Origin of the sequence: Rudanella lutea DSM 19387 (assembly GCF_000383955.1) — a bacterium.
In the GTDB taxonomy this organism is placed as follows: domain Bacteria; phylum Bacteroidota; class Bacteroidia; order Cytophagales; family Spirosomataceae; genus Rudanella; species Rudanella lutea.
The window spans coordinates 4,959,589-4,979,091 of record NZ_KB913013.1 but is presented as its reverse complement, the minus strand read 5'-3'; the positions used below and the strand labels follow the sequence as shown (position 1 = coordinate 4,979,091).

Sequence of the window (19,503 nt, the reverse complement as noted above, 5' to 3'; positions counted from 1 at the left end):
ATGTCATCTCTGTTTTTTGACTATCTCCACAAAGATGTCATCTCTATTTGAGTAACTCACGTAATGACCAGCTTCACGCCGGCTACGAGTAGCCCCAGCGCCAGCACGTACCGAAGCACCGGTACCGAAAAACGCTGGCTACCGAAGTGACCACCCAGCAACCCGCCCGCAAACGCAACGGCGATCCAGGTCCAGACCGCCGGGTCGGGCGAGTAGCCTTTGGTGAGCAGGCCAAACAAGCCCGAAAGCGAGTTAACGAAGATAAACAGGGCCGATGTAGCGGCTACCTCTTTGAGCCGCCCCCATCCGAACAGGAGCATCAGCGGGCTTAACAGAATCCCGCCCCCAATCCCCAGCATTCCCGAAAGCAAGCCAATTGCAGCCCCGGCAACCAGACCCGCCCCCAACGGAACCGGACGCGGCTCGGCCTCCTCATCGCGGAACGACCAGACCAAACGCAATACTGCCAAAAGCAGGCATACGGCCAAAAGCTGTTTATATAGGGCATCGGTCAGGGGAAGTTTGGCCCCCAAAAACGCCAAGGGCACACTCGCCAGCGCAAATGGCCAGAACAACCTCCACCGAAAGTGGCCACCCCGGTAAAACTGGATAAACGAAACCGTCGATACAAATAGATTGAGCAATAAGGCCGAGGGTTTCATCAGCACCGGAGCCACCCCAAACAGGGCCATTGTGGCCAGATACCCACTGGCACCGCCATGCCCCACCGACGCGTACAGAAACCCCACAACAAACAGGCAGAGCAAAAACGGAATGGTTTCCATTCAATCAAATAGTCAGGAGACGTTTTTCGTTACATTTGGAAAACGAACTTAGAAGAATAATGGATAATGTACAATGAATACCGTTTCGTATTCGCCATTAGCCACTTTTTATCCTACAAACACCGCATGACGATTCGCAAAACCATACTGCTGACAGGCCTCGCCCTGTCGGCGAGTGCCGTTCTCTACGCCCAACCCGGCCCCGCACGTCGGCCGTTACCCAAAAACTGGTCGCACCTCGACCCTGCCAAAGACTCCATTGCCGGTATCAGCCTCAGCGAGGCTTACGAACTGCTCAAGGGCCGCACCTCGCAGCCGGTTGTGGTGGGTATTATCGACTCGGGCGTCGATATTGAGCACGAGGATTTGAAAGATGTGATCTGGAAAAACCCCAAAGAAACGCCCGATAACAACATTGATGAAGACAAAAACGGGTACATTGACGACGTAACCGGCTGGAACTTCATGGGCGCGAAAGACGGCACCACCTACGAAACCGATCAGGAAGAGGTGACCCAGATTTATGTGCTTTGGAAAGACAAGTACGACAAAGCCGACCCGAAAAAACTAAAAGGCCGCGCCCTCGAAGAGTACGCCATGTACCAGAAGGCCAAGGAGCGGTTTGAGAAAGGCTATAAAGCCAACGAAGCCAAGCGGTTGGCGGTATCGGACTCGGCTAAGTTTTTCGCGGCTTTGAATACCCTGAAACCCCAGCTTCAGGGCAAACCATTTGAAATAGGTAGCATCAACACCCTCGACGCAGGAGCCGACCCCATCACGGGAGCAGTAAAATCGGTACTGGGCGAAGTATTCACCGAGCAGTTCAGGTCGTTCGATATTATGTTTCGGCTACTCGAACGGGCGTATCCACGCCTGAAAGATGCCCTGCTGGCCGAAACTAAAAAGACATTTAACCCCGACATTCAGGGCCGTAAGATGGTAGGCGATAACCCCGCCGACCCAAACGAACGGTTCTACGGCAGCCCAAAGCTGATTATTGGCGAATCGGAAGAACTGGCCATGCACGGTACCCACGTAGCGGGGATTGTGGGCGCCAAGCGGGGTAACAACCTCGGCGTTGATGGGATTGCCGACAACGTCAGGATTATGACCGTGGCCGTAGTGCCCTCCAACGGCGATGAGCGCGATAAAGACGTAGCCAACGGTATTCGGTACGCCGTCGACAACGGGGCCAAGGTAATTAACATGAGCTTTGGCAAGCGGTTTTCGCCGTTTAAACCGCAGGTAGATGCCGCTATTCGGTACGCCGAAGAGCGTGATGTCCTGATTGTGCACGCGTCGGGCAATAATGCCGAAAACTACGACTCTATTCCGGCCTACCCCCGCCCCGAATACGAAGATGGCACCACCGCCCGCAACTTCATGACGGTAGGCAACTCAACAGCGTACCTGAACGAGAGCCTGCCCGCACGGTCGTCGAACTACGGTAGCCGCACGGTCGATCTGTTTGCGCCGGGCTCCGACATTGAGTCGACCATTCCGCGTAACAACTACGCGGCCTTTACGGGAACAAGCATGGCCGCGCCCTGCGTAGCGGGTGTAGCCGCCCTGTTGCGGTCGTACTTCCCGAACCTGACGGCCGTGCAGGTGAAAGATATTCTGATGAAAAGCGTGTACAAGCCTCAGCTGAACGTGCTGCGCCCCTCGTCGAAGCAGCAGGTGCCGTTTAGCAGCCTGAGCGTATCAGGGGGTATTGTCAATGCCGCACAGGCCGTGAAGCTGGCGCTGGGGAAATAAGGGTTTATGGTTTTTGGTTTATCGTTTTTGGTTGTTCCACCATGAACCCTAAACGATAAACCAAAAACTTACCAGTTCACCTCGGCTTTGTCGTGCCAGAACTTGCCAGTCTCATGGAGGGGGGCCTCGGTGGCAAGCCACACAATGGTCTCGGCTCCCTGTTCAACCGGGCGAGAGGCTCGTTGACCGCCCATTTCAGTACGTACCCAACCGGGGTCTACCGAATTTACGGCGATGTTTTGCCCGCTCAAGGCACCCGCAAACTGCCGGGTAACCGCATTGAGGGCCGTTTTAGAAATACTGTAGCCCGGTGCATACGTGCTCATGTCGTGCAACGCCCCCGACCCGCTCGATACGTTCACGACCCGCGCCCCCGCACGGGCCTTTTGCAGGTACGGCAAAAAGTCCTGAGTCACCAGAATAGGGCCGACAACATTCGTTTTCATCGCCCGTTCGAGCATTTCGGTGTTCAGCTTCGTGATGTCTTCGCCATGATCTTCCAGAATGGCCGCGTTGTTGATCAAGACATCCAGATGGTCGGCTTTTTGCGAAAACGTACCCACCGCCTGTTTGATGCTGACAGGGTCCGTTACGTCGAGGTGCAGCAAAACGACCTCATGCCCTTCGGCGCAGAGTTCTTCGCAGGCTTCGCGGCCCCGGTGCATATCCCGCGACCCGATAAATACCGCAAATCCACGTTTACACAGCTGGCGGGCCGTTTCTTTTCCTATTCCTTTGTTGGCGCCCGTAATGAGAGCAACCTGCTGATGTTCTGTTTTCATACAGAAATAAGCCATTTGCCAGAATAGTTGTTTGGATTTGTACGTTCACTCAATTGTACGGCCGTTGGTACAGTTATTCCGACAACCAATCGGCATATTTCCCAAATTCAGTCCCAACATTCAAGCACAAATCGTAACGCATGACTATTCACCTTGCTGGCCTGGCTTTAGCCCTGCTTCCGGGCTGTCTGATGGCGCAATCGGCTCTCCCGCAGCGTTCAGTTTCATCATCGCCTGTATTCTATGCCTCGGCTGCGTCGCGGTACACTCCGAAAGGGACATTTGCCCCGGTTAAAAACACCTTCCGACTAACCAGCCGACCCGTTTCGCCAAAAACCGACGGGGCCGCGTTCCGCATTGGACTCCGGGGTGGTGGTAACTACGTTCTCCCGCTCGAAAGCGTTGAGGGAGCTACCTACCAAAACACCTTTGGCTACCACGGCGGTCTGGTATTCAATATAGGCCGGGGTATGATTACGTTTCAGCCCGAAGTCAACTACAGCCAGATCAGTGTCAAAGCAGGGGCCAGTATTCAGGGGTTCAACCTCTCGGTTCAGGGTATCAACAACCGGGTTGAAGTGCCATTATTGGTAAAAGCCTCCTTTGGCGACCCTGACCGGGCGCGATTCTTCGTCAACGCTGGCCCCTATGCGGCCTATATTTTAAGTAGCCGTCTCAAAGCTTCGCTGGGGCCATTCGGTGATATTGATGAGAAAGTAACGTTTGAAGGCTCCGAAGGCCGTATTTCGTACGGGTTAGCTGGCGGACTGGGTGTAGCCATTCCGCTCGGACCGGGCCACCTGACTATCGAGGGTCGGGGCCTTTACGAGTTGGGCGATAACGCAAAAAACATGACCGTTGACCCTACAATTCCGGTCGATACGGATGTTCAGAACACTAAATATCTTACCTTACAGGCTTCCATTGGCTACCTGATTCCTATCGGGGGCCGATAAGTCGACGTGTTTATCCGATTGATAATGACGACTGGTGGCTGCTTTTGGCGGCCACCAGTTCTTTTTTACACAAACTTCAGGCTCTTTTCCCAAAGCCACTGCACGTTTTTGTCGGTCACGTCGCGGTTGCGGGGCGTTTTGGGAGCCATGTCCACAAAGTAAGCCCCGTTGTTGCGCTCCCCAATCGACTTGAGCGGGGCGGCCGCCAGAAAGATCGACGTTTCGGCCCCACGCTCGGGTGTCCGCAAAAACGGCGACATCAGTTTCCAGATAGCCCCGCCAATACCTTTGGTGTCGCTGGCAAAGTTGGTTTTGACCGCGCCCGGATGCACCGAAAATGAGCGGATACCCGTACCCTCAAAATGTTTGGCCGCTCCTTTGGCAAAGAGCAGGTTAGCCAGTTTATCGTCGCAATACGCCAGCATGGGCGAAAGCGTATCGATCCGGCGAAACATCCGATCGACCCGCCCACCCATATGGGCCGCCGACGATAGCGTAATGATGCGCACATCACCGGTTTGAGCGGCCGTTTTTTTCAGCATATCGGATAGGTACCACGTCAGAGCAAAATGACCAACGTGACTGGCGTAGAATGAACGCTCAATGTTTTCGTCGGTAAACTCCAGTTTGGCCGGGGTGTAGCCCGCATTGTTGATCAGCACATCAATTCGGTCGTATGTGGTTTTGATGTGTTCGGCGGCCCGCTGCACCGAGTCAGCGTCGTCGAGGCTTGCCTGTACCAGATCGACCTGACTATTCGGATTGGCTTTCTGAATTTCGGCCTGTGCCTCGCGGCCTTTGGTTTCGTTGCGGACCAGTAGGATCAAATCAAAGCCCCGGTGGGCCAACGCCCGGGCCGTAGATAACCCAATACCGGAGTTTGCTCCGGTTATCAATGCTCGTTTTTTCATTCCTATTCTATTGGTTCTGTCTCCAGTTTAAACCCTACGGTTTTGTGTTCTTCTCTATTCCCTTATTGAACCATCAGAATACCGAAAGGTTAGAAACACCGAAGCCACTCCAGTTCGGAATGGCTTCGGTCGGTAAGGGTTATATCGGTGTAACTGTTAGGCGTTGAAAGCAGGGGCAAACTCCTGTCGGGCAAAATCTTCCAGTTTGATTTTGCCGAGTTTAGCGGGTCGGTTAGCGAAATAGTCGGCCTGCATCGAACCGTCGCGCAGCGACGCCCCCATTTCGGTGTATTTGTCGGCCATCTCGTCGTTCAGACCCGCCTGTATCATGCCTTCGCGGTTTTGCTCATCGCTAAATACCACCCAGGGTGTTTGGGGTTTGCCGATGGCTTCGCCCAGGATCTGCGCAATTTCGGCCCCGGTGCGCTCATCGCCAGCCACGTACTGCACCTGAAAACCCGTAAAATCCAGATTGAGCAGGTTTTGCAGAGCGGCTTCGGCAATATCGTCGGTATGGACCAACACCAGTTTATCATCGCCAAAGTTGGCACCCATAATCCCGGCCTGCTTCACCAGGCCAATCATGGCAAAGAGGTTGTACATGAAGTACGACGGGCGCAACGATTTCACGTTCAGGCCCTCCACGGTTTTGAGCTTTTGCTCCATATCGTAGAGACCATCTACCGGGCCAGTTCCCTCTCCTTTGTGCGCGCCAATGCTGCTCAGCAACACCACAAACTGAATGTCGTTGGCCCGAATGGCCTCAATGTAATTGTCGGCAATGCCGTTTTGAAACGCCCGCCAACCCGTAACACCCCACTTAGGAGGAATCATCAGGTAAACGGCATCGGCCCCGGCAAAGGTAGCCTTTACAAAGTCGGCATCTTCAACACTCCCAACGGCGGCTGTTGCCCCCAGTGCTTCAATAGCAGCCGTATTGTCGGCTTTGCTGGTGATTACCGTCACGGCATGACCCAGTTTGGTCAGGCCTTGTACAATGGGTTTGCTGATGTGGCCAATTGAGCCAGTAATTACGTAGTTCATAGGAAAGTGAGTTATAAAAGGGGGTATGTGTGTTACTTAAAAGAGCAGTTTCCAGCCATTGAAAAACAGATCCTGCCCCGGTTGCCCGGTCAACTGCCGGACGTGCTCGTTGTCGTCCTGAGGCAGCACTTCACCTTTCGTTTTCACAATGGCTGAGATGCCCTGCTGCGCCAGTTCGCTGCACAGTTCGCGGGCCGATTGTACCTGAGCAGAGTGAGCAGAAACAAGACCGATAGTTGCTTTTTTGTCTTTCATGGGGGTCAGATATTTGTATATACAAACGTTTGAGTAAAAAATTAGACTTCGCCCAGTGCTCTTGCGGCCCCGAAAACCTGTTGGGTAAGCGTCTTCACCTGTTCTTCACCAATGGCTTCGGCATAGCGGGCGCCGGTTCGTTGCCAGGCATCCATAATCGCGTTGCTCATCCCGATTCCGCCGTCGGTAGGGTCCACAAACGTGTTCTTTCCTTCGCTTCGACGGGTCACCAATCCCTTGGTCTCCAGTTTCTCAATCAACCGGGTAATGGTCGATGGAGTCAGGCGCAGGGTCTCGCTCAAATGCGTGGGTGTCACCCCTGGGTTGTCGATCACCTCCCGTAGCAGATAAGCGTGCGAGTATGTCAAACCCAGTTTACCAAATTCTTCGTCGCCGATGGTCGTAATGGCCCGGGCAAGCGCGTTCGCCGAAAAGAGCAGACAGGCACTATAGCGGGTCGATTTACACTCGGCGGTCGATAATGTTGATTCGGTTTTCATGAAACAGGGCGCTTCAAAAGCACTGTTAAAAGGTCAACCATATTTGTACATACAAATGTTCCCGATTGGTTAATTTTCTTTTAATGATTTTTGTGAATAGGGATTTCGGTATGTTTAAGCGCTAAGTGCCATATTTCAGGAAACAACCTTAGGGAAGTTATGAGACGTTTGATACTCTGCTTGACATTACTTCTATCTAATTCATCATTTGGGCAAACGAAGGTATATACCCAAGACGTTACTAATTTTTTTGCAGCTTTCGACAGTATCAATAAGCAACCAGATACGGCTAAACAATTAACTATCCTTCAAAAGTTATACATAGATAGGGCAAGCGACGGTTTAAAGGACTTCATTGCTTTGGGTGGCGGAAATCCCTCTAAATGGTTGAATTACATTACCTACAATAGAGGCTACCTTACAAAGATGCGCCCGTTTATAGAAAATGTTTCAACTCAAATACCAACCATTCAGGCGAAGCTGGCGAAGATCAAACAAATGTATCCTGCATGTAAAGATGGAAGTATTTATTTCATCATCGGTTGTGGCACGGTTGGAGGTAGTCCGAACAAACAAACGAATAATTTACTACTTGGTGCGGAAGTTTTGGCATCAGCAAATTCGGAATGGGCTATCCCGGCAGTGATTCACGAGTTTATTCATTTGCAACAAAAAGATGGAAATGGTCAATTATTGACGCAAACGATCAACGAAGGTGTTGCAGAGTTTTTATCTGAAGTCTTTTTTGAAAAAGAACTCGCAGTCAATGGCTTTTCTACCCACTTAACCTTTGGATCCCAGAATGAGGATAAGGTCTGGAAAGCATTTAAGACAGAGATGTTTGTTATAAATAACGGTTTTCTGGGCTGGCTATACGGATCAAAGTCTTTTTCGGGTAGACAAATTCAAGATTTAGGCTACTTCATTGGTTATACGATTTGCAAGTCTTATTTCGAGAAAACCGATGATAAACAACTGGCTATCAGAAATTTATTAGAGTTAGACCTCGCGTCCAACGAAAAAATAAGACAATTCGTACTGCAATCAGGCTACATTACGCCCAATGATTTAGAATTTGTTAAATCATCCGGCTTTACGGATAAGCGTGTAGCCAAAAAAGTACAAAAGGTTGTGTATGGTTACAGAATAAAAAAGAGCAATATCCTGTTCGAATACAAGCTCCCGATTGACTTTCTAAACAGACATAAAGGAGATATTGGCTCTGTTTCTGTTGCTGGTTCGTTCAACGATTGGAATCCCAATAATGCAGAATTCCTCATGACTAAGCGCCCTAATAACATTTACATATTGTCGGTACCAACGTCAAAAATAGATTTATCGAAGCCCCAACAATTTAAGTTTGTACTCAATAAAGACATTTGGATGCCTGCTCCGGAGATAGCGAAAAACGTAGACGAAACGTCACAGAACTTAACCTTGGATAAAGACTGAAACACGTGCTAACAACCCTAACCAAAAAGGGCGAACCCAATGCCCGCCCTCTTTTCTTTTTCTGATCTGCTAGTAAATCTCAGCATTACCTCCTGAGACACACAACCAAGAACAATAAACCAAAAACCAGAAACTGTAAACCGGAACGCCGGACGCCCTAAACCTACTTAGCAGGCAGGTGTACCTCGGCCATCATGCACCGGGCAGAGCCGCCCCCGTTGGCCTCAATGGTGGAGAGGTCAACAACCAGCAGACGGGCGTAATCGTCGATGGTATCAATTTGTTTGGGCGTGAGCGATTCATAGGCCCGCGTCGACATCACGATCAGTTTCTGTCCGCGCGTGCTTACCACCTGTAACATATTACCGGCAAAGGCAGCCATTTGGTCGAGCGAGATTTCGATGATGCGCTTACCCAGGTTTTCGAGTTCCTGCCGAATTCGGAGCCGCTCGTCGAGGTCGGGGATGGCTTGTAAACAGACCACTGCAAACACATCACCGATACACATGACCACGTTGGTATGGTACACTTCTTTCCCGTCGGCGTCAACGGCATGAAACAGAATAGTCCGGTAGCCGGTACGGTTTTCGTACTCGTTTAGCACATCCGGATTGGTACGGGGCGACAAACAGGCGAAAGCCACCCGGTGCATCCGGTCGAGTACCATGCTGCCGGTTCCTTCCAGAAACTTCCCCTCCTGCTCGAAAGCCGTCAGATCCACCACTTTGGCGACCTGATACTCTTTTTTGAGGTCTTCGATGATCTCCATTCGGCGCTCGGCCCGGCGATTTTCGGCCTGCATCGGATACAGCACCACCGTACCGCTGAAGTGAAACGACACCCAGTTGTTGGGGAAAATCGAGTCGGGCGTATGGGGTTCTGCGGTATCCTCGTGCACGATCACATTAACTCCGTACGACCGTAATTGCTGAACCATATTGTCGAACTCGCGCAGGGCGTTTGCCTGGGCGGTATCGCGGGTTTGGGCGGCCACGGCTGCATTCTGGAACGTATTCGACTCGGCGGTCTGCTCATTAAAGCCGAACCGCACCGGTCGAATCATCAGGATGGTTGAGGTAGTTTGTGATTGCATAAAGTGACGAAAGGGGGCCGCCAACAGGCGACCCTGTACAGACAAAACAGGCTTAAAAATAGCAAAAAAGGCGATACTCCCGGTTACCTTACCCACTTTTGCGAGCGTAGGCAGGAGATTACAACTCGTCGCGGAGCAGGGGTAGGCTCATGCAGTGCGAGCCCCCGCGCGCCCGGCTCAACTCAGCGGAAGGGAGCATGATAAAGGTATTCTGAATGGTTTCGGGCGACGACTCTCCCCGCTCAAACCGGTCGAGGAGCTGGGCGGCCCCCACCACATCGAAACCCGCGTGCCGGAAAGCCTCCAGGGTGCGGTCGTTACGGTCGTACCCCACTACTACCCCATCTTTCAGGGCGAGCAAGTTGCACGAATCGGTCCACTGCTCCCGGGCCCCAAACGGAAACTCGTTATTTCCCGAATAAATAAACTGCACCGGCTCGGTAGCGCCCAGCTCGTTTCGGCTGATGTCGGCCAGTAAGTCTTCGAGGTTTTTGATTTCGGTTGGCTTATCCTCCTCCCCTTTCCGGAATTGCAGAATCCGCAGTTCTTCAGACAGGTCTTTTTGAGCAAAAAAGTGAAGCACATCCCGTTTGTTGGCTTCATCGCCCAACCGCGCCAGCGACCCCAGCAGCACCCACATATTCCGCTTCACCTGCGTAAAAATGGTGTCAATGTGCATGTAATCGCGCTTTTTCGGAATTTTGATAATCGTGACGGTATCCACCAGATCTTTCTCAAACACCAGCCGCATCACCTGCTGAGCCGCGTAAAGGGTGGTGCGTTCGCTTACACCGACCATAAGGTGCCGACGCGAAATCATCATCACGTCGCCCCCTTCGAGCGTAGAACGGGTCAGGTCGCGGTTTACGTCGGCATCGGGCAGCAAAAACGCGTGCTCATTGTCCGGGATCTCGATTAGTTTATCGCGGTAATCGGCAAACAGCGGATGATAATTGAAAAAGTACTGTGCCAGCAGGGCCTCGCGGGTGCGGGCCAGTTTGGCCGGTTTGTTGAGCAGGATATGGTCGTTGATCACAATCCCGATGTCGCGGGTAAAAATAAAGTTGGGCAGGGGTGCAAAAAGCATCGTCTGATCGGGCAATGATCCCGAAATCATGATCTTGGCCAGCTCCTCCGGATCAAACTGATGAAGCCGCTGCTGTGTCTGAAACGAGGTCCGTTCAATACCACAAATCGACGCAATCAGCTTGGTACGCACCACCTCATCGTGCAGAATATCAGCCAATAGCACCTGAATATCAATCACTTTATCGGACTTGAAATAGTCCGAATGCCCCGGCTTGTAGAAGTCCCGGTTGTGGGTAGGGCCGAGTTCGGCGATACGCCCGCGCACCTTGTCGGGGTCCAGAAAGTAGAGCAGGAGTTTGACGTAATAATCGTACTCATCCCGGCGCATCATAGAGAGGTTTACGATGTCTTCGAAGAGCCAATCCTGCGCTTTGGAAGGGACCACTTTACCCAGTCCCCGGTCGGGGCTATGAATAAGCAAACGCCGTAGGGTGCCAATTTCGGAGGTCACCCGCAGAAACGGGGCCGATTCGGCCGATTGATGGTGAAGGTGAGTTGATGGAGTGTTTAGGTCGGTGTTCATGCCAAACGGCGGGCTTGTGTTTCGGATAAACCCACCGACTGCAAGGTACAGCTTTGGCAATGGAAAAGGAAACCCCGGCCAAACAGGCCAACCCCCAACGACTTGCAAAGAGCCTGAAGACAACATAACAAAAGGCAAAAATATGGCTTGATTATTGCTCTGTTTACAAAGCCACTAATACGTCTTTTGCAATTAATACCCCCAAAAATATTACTAAACAAAAATCACCTAATTTATCCCTTTTACCTACTTACACCAATGTACTTCTACGCATTGGACACGAAATTGCTCTGGTTACGGGTTTAAATACCGTACCATATGGGTTTGAGAAACTTTACTTTCTTTCTATTAGTCAGCCTATTTTTTCTAAGTAATCTTGAGTCTGTTTACGGACAAAGTGGGCGCGTTTTTAGAGACTTCAACAACAATGGAATTGCGGACCCGAACGACATCGGCATGGCCGACATTCAGGTTCAGAGTTACCGGGCCGACGGCACCCTGTCGGGTACAGCCCTGACGAACACCGACGGGCAATACACGCTCTCTCCGGGAGCAGCACCGGGCGAACCCGTGCGGGTCGAATTTGTGCTCCCACCCGCCTTGTCCAATTATTACCCCTCGGCTTTCACGTCGGTTTCGGGCGGCAACGGCACCTCTCTTCAGTTTGTGACCGGCCCGGCTACAGACATCAATTACGGAGTCAGCTTACCGGGCGATTATTGCGAGTCGACGCCCCCTCTCTCCATCGTTTGCTTCATTGTCGGGGCCGGGATTACAGTCGGCGACGACAACCTGATTGCTACCATGCCGGCCAACGCTACCGGCACCACCGCCAACGTAGGGCACCCTGGCACCCCACCGAGTCTGGTAGGGGCTATCTGGGGGACCGCCTGGCAGCCCGAAACCGGGCGGCTCTTCTCGTCGGCTTTTATGCGCCGACATACTGCCTTTGGCATAGGCGGGACCGGGGCCGTGTACGTGACCGAGAATCCGCGCGAACCGAGCCTGAGTGGTTCGAGGCTGTTTATTAGCCTCCACGGCCTCACGGTGTCCACCCCTACGGGCGGTTCGGTAACGATCAATACAGGCAACGACCCGCACATGACCGAGGCATACTACCAGTCGGTGAAGCGGCCGGGCGACCCCGACAACCGCTTTTTTGCTGATCTGGTCAACCCCAACGGCAACCCGGCCGATGCAGTCGGCAAAATCGGCCTGGGCGACATGGACATGAGCAGCGATCAACGCTACCTGTACGTAGTCAACCCCGTGCAGAATCACCTGTACCGGATCACTATCGACGCCGATAACAATCCCACTACCTTACCAACCGCGAGCGATGTAATAGCCTACCCCCTACCCGACCCCGGCTGTGTGGGTGGTACGGCCCGGGCGTTTGGCCTCGGTGTGCGGGGCCGGTATGTGTTTATCGGTACGGTTTGCGACGCTGCGCAGTCGGTGCGGTTCGAAGACCTGAAAGCGACCGTGTTCCGGCTTGATACCGACACCGATCAGTTCTCGACGGTGGTCTCGTTTCCGCTCAACTACTACCGCGGTACGGTTTCGGGGGGGGAATACCCGATTCCGAAAGGCAACTGGCAACCCTGGAATGCCGATACCGACTGGACCAATGCCACCACCGACGCCGGGCAGGTATTCTCGCTGGGAAATCCCGACCGCCCGCAGGTATCATCACCCCAACCGATGCTCACCGACATTGCGTTCGACGACGATGGTTCGCTCGTGCTCGCCTTCACCGACCGGTTTGGGCATATGGAAATTTTCCACGGCCCCGACCCTCAGGGTAGCCGCCGGCCCGAAGGCTTTTTTATTGAGTACGATGGCCGCGCCGGGGGCGACATTCTGCGGGTTTGCAACGTAGGTAGTATCGATCAGCCGGTATATCAGATGGAGCAAAACGGCCGCTGTGGGGTACTGGGCGGTGGTCAGTTTACCGACGCTATCTATGTGGACGTGAACGGGAACCCCGCACCGGGCGAATTTGAATACTATACCGGCGACAACTTTAACCGCGACAGCCACACCGAAACCACCATGGGCTCGGTAGCCATTATACCCGGCTCGGGCGAGTTGATCGTTTCGGCCTTTGACCCCATTCAGGAATCGCAGCAGGGTTTGGTGTACACCAACGGATTTAAGGTACTGAACAATCAGACCGGGCAGTACATTCGGGCGTTCTCGCTGCTGAACGACATTCCGCAGAACAACGGCAACAACTATTTCGGGAAGGCCTCGGGGCTGGGCGGCATTGAGGTACTGTGTCAGGCCAAGAGTCTGGAAATTGGTAATTTAGTCTGGCTTGATGTAGACAAAGACGGCATTCAGGACGCGGGCGAAACGCCCCTGGCCGGCGTGAAGCTCGAATTATACAACAACCGCTCCCAACTGGTAGGAACTACCACATCGGACGCCAGCGGGCGGTATATTTTCAACCAGCTCAACGTAGTCGACACCGTGGGCGTCGATAAGCCGAACCGGGTCGGCTTGCAGGTGTTTACCACCTACACGGTTCGGGTTTCGACAACCCAGTTCGACAACTGGGGCACGGGTGTGCTGGCCAATCTGGCTCCGTCGCCTAAGGAGATGGGCACCACCACCGACCGCATCCGCGACAACAACGCGGGCATGAACGACAATTGGGTTGGTTTTCGCTACACCACGGGCGAGTCGGGCAGCAACAACCACACACTCGACATTGGCTTTGAGCCGGGTACCCCCCTGTTGGCCCTTTCCAAAGTAGCCAGCCAAACCCAGGCCGCCTTCGGCAGTTTGCTTAGCTATACAATTGCCGTACAAAACACCGGCACGGCATCGGCCACGGCTCTCACGGTACAAGACCTCCTCGACGAGGGTTTACTTTTCGTTTCGGCAACGCCTTCGGTTGGTACGTTTACCCCGACAACCCAGGGCGGCAACTGGCTGGTACCTCAAGTGGCACCCGGCGAAACGGTTTCGCTCGTAATTCAGGCCACGGCCAACAAAGTAGGCTCCCTCCGAAACTCGGCAACTTTGGGAAGCCAAACTGTTACCGTAACCACAGAAATTGATTGTGTGGTCGGCTCCTGTATCCCTATTCAGGTGCTCCGACTGAATCGATAACCCGTGCTGATTGTGTACTTTAAATGGCTGATTGTGTGCTATTGTGCATCAAATCAGCCATTTATCATTTGTATCCAATATGCTCTTTTTCTGAAACTTATCTCACCATTTACATACTAACCACCAAAGTATATATTAAATAAGCCGTGTCGGTGGCACGATTTTTTCAGATTGGCACAATGGTTGCTATCAGTGCAAATGCGGGTGTTATCTGAATTAACCCGTCATCGCAGATGAGCAACCACTTCCATTCACTTCACCTGTTCTTCCGCTGCCTGATTCTCGTTCTCCTGCTGGGGTCTGTAGGATCCGTCACGGCCCAAAGCATCTCGGGAACCGTCTTTCAGGACTTCAACAGTAACGGTATTTACGAGTCTATTCCTACCTCGGGCACCTATGCGTACGGGGAGCCGGGCCTATCGGGCGTGGCTGTTCGGGCGTACAACACGGCGGGCGTACTGTCGGGCAGTGGTGTCTCAGGCGCCACCGGAACCTACTCGTTTAGCACTACCGGTAGCGGTCCGTTTCGGGTTGAGTTCAGCATTCCCGGTTCACTCTCGTCAGTCAACGAGACGGCCGTCAACAGCACCAGCCTTGCGGCCGCCAATTCTGTACAGTTTACGAGCCCGGGCAGCAGTACGCTCAACTTTGGGGTTTTGGCCCGGGCCGATTACTGCCAGAGCAACCCACCGTTGATTGTTCCTTGCTTTGTGAGTGGCGACGCCCTTGCGCCCGGTGTAGCCGCCGAACACGTGATCGTGTCTTTCCCTTATTCATCCAGCAGTAGCAACACCGGTACGGCCAGTGCACCCAATATCGTCAGTAACTTTGACCCTACCCCCCGTGCTGATGCCGGACAGGTGGGTAGTGTATGGGGAATGGCCTACCAACGCGAAACCCAGAAGCTGTTTTCAGCGGCCTTTCTGAAACGGCACGTAGGGCTCGGCTCAGGTGGCCTCGGTGGCATTTATGTAACCACCCCAACAGGCACAGCCGCCAACGGTTCGCTATACGTTGACCTCGAAGCGGCTCCGTTCAACCTGAACCTGGGCCAAACCCAGTTGGGCACCCGTAGCTTACCCACCAGCACCACCGTTAGCAGCACCGACCCCAACGCCTTTACGCTGGTAGGTAAAGCCGGTCTGGGCAGCATGGCAATCTCTGACGATGGCTCACGCCTGTACATCACCGACCTGTTCAACCGCCAACTGCTTATTCTGAACGTAGGCAACCCGGCCAAAGCCGCCGGTAGTTTTACCGCCAGCGACCTCACTACGGTAGCCATTCCAACAACGGTCTCGTGCACCAACGGGCTGTCTCGTCCGTTTGCTGTGGCTGTGTACCGGGGCAAAGTGTATGTGGGTACGGTTTGTACCGCCGAAAGCCCCGGCAGTACGTCGGCCAACTTATCCGCTACGGTCTACGCCATGGACGAAGCCACGCAGACCTTCTCAACTACGGCTGTATTCAACACCCCGCTCACCTACCCCAAGGGCGATGTCCACGCTCAGTTTCCAGCTATGGGCAGCACCTGGGAGCCCTGGATCTCCAACTTTTCGAACTTCCATTTCTCCCAGTTGGGTACTACAAACGTGTACCGCACAGCCCGGCCACAACCCATGCTGTCGGACATTGATTTCACTGATCGGGGCGACATGGTTCTGTCATTGATGGACCGGTCAGGGCACCAGCTTGGCTACCGGCAGGTATCACCCGTAGCCAGTACAACTCTGTACAGCGGGTATATCGGTGGCGATATGCTCCGGGCCCGGCTTCAGGGCAGCACCTGGGTACTCGAAAACAACGCCATTGTAACGTCGGCTACGCTCGGCAGCACGACCGGCGGAGGGGCCAACAACGGCCAGGGCCCCGGTAACGGCGAGTTTTTTAACCACGAAAACTTCATCACCGACAACAACGGCGACGGCACGCTCGAAGAAATTCACCAGGAAACCTCTCAGGGGGGCGCAGTGATTGTGCCGGGCACCAACAATACGGTTTCTATCAACATGGACCCCCTCACCACCTGGTCGGGTGGGACAATCTGGCACTCCAATACCAACGGGGCTGAACTTCGGCGGTACGAGATTTACCGAACCATCAATAACAACGGGGTACAGGTAGACGGGACCTACGGGAAAGCCAATGGTCTTGGTCTGCCGGTTGCACTCTGCGACCCAGCTCCCATTCAGATTGGCAACCGCGTCTGGAAAGATACCAACGACAATGGGATTCAGGACCCAGGTGAGCCTGCTTTGGCCGGTGTAACCGTCCGACTCAGCGGTCCGGGCTTACCAACGGGTGGTGTTTCGGTAACGACCAATGCCGCTGGTGAGTACTATTTCTCTAACGCAACCAGCAGCACCAATACCACCGGTTTTGCGTACAGCCTCACCGGCCTGACCGCGGGCAGCAGCTACTCGCTTACCTTCCCAACCAGCGTCAGCGCGGGCGCGTTGCTGCTCAGCACCAAACCTAATTCGGCCACAGGCACCAACCCCGATCTGATCGACACCGACGTAGCCGCAACAGGTCTGATCGTTTTCAGCCTCGGTCAGTCGGGGCAGAACAACTTCTCGTTCGATGCGGGCTACACGTCCTGCGCGCAGGAAATAACATCGGTAACCGCCATCTGCAACCCAACCACCAATTTGTACACCCTTACAGGCACCATCAGCCTGACAAACGCCCCAGCTACCAGCCTGACGGTTTCGGCAGCGGGCGCCAGTACGGTTGTAAGCGTGTCGGCCGGGCAAAGCAGCGTGTCTTTTGCTCTTTCGGGTAGCAGCCTGGTGAGCAACGGCCCCGCCAGCCAAACGGTCACCGTAGTGTCGTCGGGAAGCACCTGCGGCCTCAGCTCCACTACGTTTGCCGTACCGGCCAGTTGCTCGGTATGCTCTGTTTCACTGGTGGCGGCCACCCTCGCTACTGGTACTGTAGGCACCCCCTACAGCCAAACCATCAGCGCTACCGGGGGCAGTGGTCCTTACACGTACTCCGTAACGGCAGGTACATTGCCAGCGGGGCTCAGCCTCAGCGCCGGAGGGATACTCAGCGGTACCCCAAGCACCACCGGAACCAGTACATTTACCGTAACGGCGACGAGTGCACCCAACTGCTCGGCCGTAGCCAGTTATTCGGTAACGGTTGCCCCGGTACCCGTTTGCGCCCTGAACGTTACGGCTACCCCCGGCGCTTGCCAAACCGCTACAAACCAATACACGTTGACGGGTTCGTTGTTACTAACCAACAACACGGCGGGCGGCATTGCCACCGTGACGGATGGGATCGTCAGCACCACCGTTACCGTACCGGCTCAGGCCACAGCCGTATCGTACACCCTGAGCGGCTTTGTGTCGGGATCAGGTTCACATACGGTCACGGCCAGCCTGCCCGGTTGCGGATCAGCTACCACCACCTACGCGGCCCCGGCCTCGTGTACGGTTTGCCCAACGCTCAGCCTGAGCGCTACCGGTCTCACCTCCACCACGGTTGGTGTAGCATACAGCGCTACCCTCTCGACCTCAGGAGGTCAGACGCCCTACAGCTACTCCCTCATTGGCGGAAGCCTGCCCGTTGGGTTGAGCCTGTCGGCGGACGGCACCATCAGCGGTACCCCTCTTTCGTCGGGCGTGTATTCGACCACCATTCGGGTTACCGATGGCCGGAGCTGCTCGGATGTACTTCCCTTTACGCTGACAGTCGATGCTGTCCCTCTATGCTCGTTGGATTTAGTGGTAACGCCGGGCAACTGTAACTCGGCCATCAATGAATACAGCGTGACGGGTACTATCACGGCCGTTAATGCCAGCGGTACACAGTCGCTCACCGTACAGGAGGGAAATGTGTCGACGGTTGTTACCCTCACCAACAACGGCCCTGCCAGCTTTACGCTGAACGGTCTTATGTCGGACGGAGGTTTGCATACCATTACGGTGTTCTCATCCAATACCGCCTGTGGTACCGTTAGCCAGACGTACACGGCCCCGGCCTCGTGTACGGTGGCCCAGCCCCAGCTGACGCTGACCAAACAGGCAAGCCTGAGCCTGGCGCAAGTGGGTGATGTAGTAACCTACGTGATCAAAGTAGCCAACACCGGCCCCATAGCCGCCACCAATGTGGTTGTCGACGATATTCTCGACAGCGGCATTCAGTACGTGCCTGGCTCGGCAACGGCTTCGGCAGGCACCTATTCCGCTTCGGTAACGGGTGGAGGAACCTGGACTATTGCCAGCCTACCCGTGGGGGCTACAGCAACACTCTCGTTTAGCGGCAGCGTACTGAACGAAGGTGTACTGTACAACACGGTGCGGATTCCTGATCTGGACCTCGACGCCAAGGTTTGTACCAGTGTCCCGATCAAGGTTTGTCAGGGTGCTCCATTTTCGATTCAGCTCGATGCCCCGGCCGGTTATAGCCGCTACCAATGGTATCTGACCACCCCAACGGGCACCACACTGGTATCCGACGTGGTAGCAACTACCGCCAACGCGGCTACGGCCAACAGCTACACCGCAACGCAGGCAGGTGAGTACCGGGTTATTGTGGATGAGGGCGTAGTAGGTAGCTGCCCCGACCAATCGTGCTGCCCGATTATTATCGAAGCAGTCGCCGTACCCCAGTTTACCGCACTTACCCGTAACCCCACCTGCATAAGCACGACTCCGCAGACCAACGGTCAGCTGTCGCTTACGGCCCTCAATGGGGATACCCGTCAGTTTACCTACCAGTACTCGTCGGGAAGTACATTCAATGCGGCTACCGCCACAGTTGCCCAAACGGTACCCGTCAACGGAATTATCTCGAGTACGCTATCGGCAGGTATTTACACCATCCGGGTCTTCAACTCGGCAGGTTGCTTCCAGGATGCTACCGTTACCCTTACAGCCAACTGCGACTGTAAAACGGACATTTGCACACCTTTAGCCATTAAAAAGACCCGCTCACTGGGCAAACCTGTGACGCCTTAACCGGCATTAACCAACACGTATCAGGGTACCCTTCGGATGCATTCGGAGGGTACCCTTCTTTTTGTCACTCAATCTGTCCTATCTATATGGCATAGTTTTTGGAGCCCCCGAAAATTCTTGTTTATGCGTTCTTTATTCTGGAAAGTGTTGACACATTAGGTTAAAAATTAGAGACATTTTGCCGAGTAAATTGAGCCAGAGTAAAGGGCCTATACGGGGCAGGAAGGCTTGAAAATCAAACAAAATACGATAAATCATCATGTAT

The 19,503-nt window shown here is 53.9% G+C and carries 13 protein-coding genes; 5 read left to right on the top strand and 8 right to left on the bottom strand.

Annotated elements, in window-relative coordinates:
• Nucleotides 1–56: 56 nt before the first annotated feature.
• Nucleotides 57–785: a sulfite exporter TauE/SafE family protein gene (locus RUDLU_RS0120480; RefSeq protein WP_019990298.1), complete on the bottom strand. Its 729-nt coding sequence runs from the start codon at nt 783–785 to the stop codon at nt 57–59.
• 126 nt (nt 786–911) lie between these two features.
• Between RUDLU_RS0120480 and RUDLU_RS0120475 the strand changes: the two genes are divergently transcribed.
• Nucleotides 912–2,543: a S8 family serine peptidase gene (locus RUDLU_RS0120475; protein WP_044130640.1), complete on the top strand. Its 1,632-nt coding sequence runs from the start codon at nt 912–914 to the stop codon at nt 2,541–2,543.
• Nucleotides 2,544–2,611: 68 nt separating this feature from the next.
• Here the strand turns inward: RUDLU_RS0120475 and RUDLU_RS0120470 are convergent, their stop codons facing one another.
• Nucleotides 2,612–3,325 (bottom strand): SDR family oxidoreductase, encoded by a 714-nt coding sequence (locus RUDLU_RS0120470; RefSeq protein WP_027303250.1) that lies wholly within the window; start codon nt 3,323–3,325, stop codon nt 2,612–2,614.
• Nucleotides 3,326–3,465: 140 nt separating this feature from the next.
• Between RUDLU_RS0120470 and RUDLU_RS0120465 the strand changes: the two genes are divergently transcribed.
• On the top strand, nt 3,466–4,281 hold the full coding sequence (locus RUDLU_RS0120465) for a porin family protein (RefSeq protein WP_019990295.1): 816 nt from the start codon (nt 3,466–3,468) through the stop codon (nt 4,279–4,281).
• 65 nt (nt 4,282–4,346) lie between these two features.
• Here the strand turns inward: RUDLU_RS0120465 and RUDLU_RS0120460 are convergent, their stop codons facing one another.
• From RUDLU_RS0120460 to RUDLU_RS0120445, 4 genes are all read right to left on the bottom strand, one after another.
• A complete protein-coding gene (locus RUDLU_RS0120460; RefSeq protein ID WP_019990294.1) occupies nt 4,347–5,192 on the bottom strand; it encodes an SDR family NAD(P)-dependent oxidoreductase in 846 nt (281 codons plus the stop codon).
• A gap of 156 nt (nt 5,193–5,348) precedes the next feature.
• Entirely contained in the window at nt 5,349–6,236 is an 888-nt protein-coding gene (locus RUDLU_RS0120455) for an NAD(P)H-binding protein (protein ID WP_019990293.1), read from the bottom strand.
• A gap of 36 nt (nt 6,237–6,272) precedes the next feature.
• The gene (locus RUDLU_RS0120450; RefSeq protein ID WP_019990292.1) at nt 6,273–6,491 is read right to left on the bottom strand and encodes a hypothetical protein; all 219 of its coding nucleotides are present in this window, start codon (nt 6,489–6,491) and stop codon (nt 6,273–6,275) included.
• Between the two features lie 41 nt (nt 6,492–6,532).
• Nucleotides 6,533–6,991, bottom strand: coding sequence for a MarR family winged helix-turn-helix transcriptional regulator (locus tag RUDLU_RS0120445; protein ID WP_019990291.1), 459 nt, complete (start codon nt 6,989–6,991; stop codon nt 6,533–6,535).
• 159 nt (nt 6,992–7,150) lie between these two features.
• On the opposite strand from RUDLU_RS0120445, the gene RUDLU_RS0120440 reads away from it, so the two are divergent.
• Nucleotides 7,151–8,443 (top strand): DUF2268 domain-containing putative Zn-dependent protease, encoded by a 1,293-nt coding sequence (locus RUDLU_RS0120440; RefSeq protein ID WP_019990290.1) that lies wholly within the window; start codon nt 7,151–7,153, stop codon nt 8,441–8,443.
• A gap of 163 nt (nt 8,444–8,606) precedes the next feature.
• Here the strand turns inward: RUDLU_RS0120440 and ctlX are convergent, their stop codons facing one another.
• Complete coding sequence (gene ctlX / locus RUDLU_RS0120435) at nt 8,607–9,536, bottom strand: citrulline utilization hydrolase CtlX (RefSeq protein WP_027303249.1); 930 nt, start codon at nt 9,534–9,536, stop codon at nt 8,607–8,609.
• A gap of 118 nt (nt 9,537–9,654) precedes the next feature.
• Nucleotides 9,655–11,148, bottom strand: a complete 1,494-nt coding sequence (locus tag RUDLU_RS0120430; protein WP_019990288.1) for an arginine deiminase family protein — start codon at nt 11,146–11,148, stop codon at nt 9,655–9,657.
• Nucleotides 11,149–11,466: 318 nt separating this feature from the next.
• Here RUDLU_RS0120430 and RUDLU_RS0120425 point away from each other — a divergent pair, with 318 nt between their 5' ends.
• Nucleotides 11,467–14,268 carry an SdrD B-like domain-containing protein gene (locus tag RUDLU_RS0120425; protein ID WP_083940615.1) on the top strand — a complete coding sequence of 934 codons (2,802 nt, stop codon included), beginning with the start codon at nt 11,467–11,469 and terminating at the stop codon, nt 14,266–14,268.
• A gap of 233 nt (nt 14,269–14,501) precedes the next feature.
• Nucleotides 14,502–19,238: a putative Ig domain-containing protein gene (locus RUDLU_RS0120420; RefSeq protein WP_019990286.1), complete on the top strand. Its 4,737-nt coding sequence runs from the start codon at nt 14,502–14,504 to the stop codon at nt 19,236–19,238.
• The last annotated feature ends 265 nt before the right edge of the window (nt 19,239–19,503 follow it).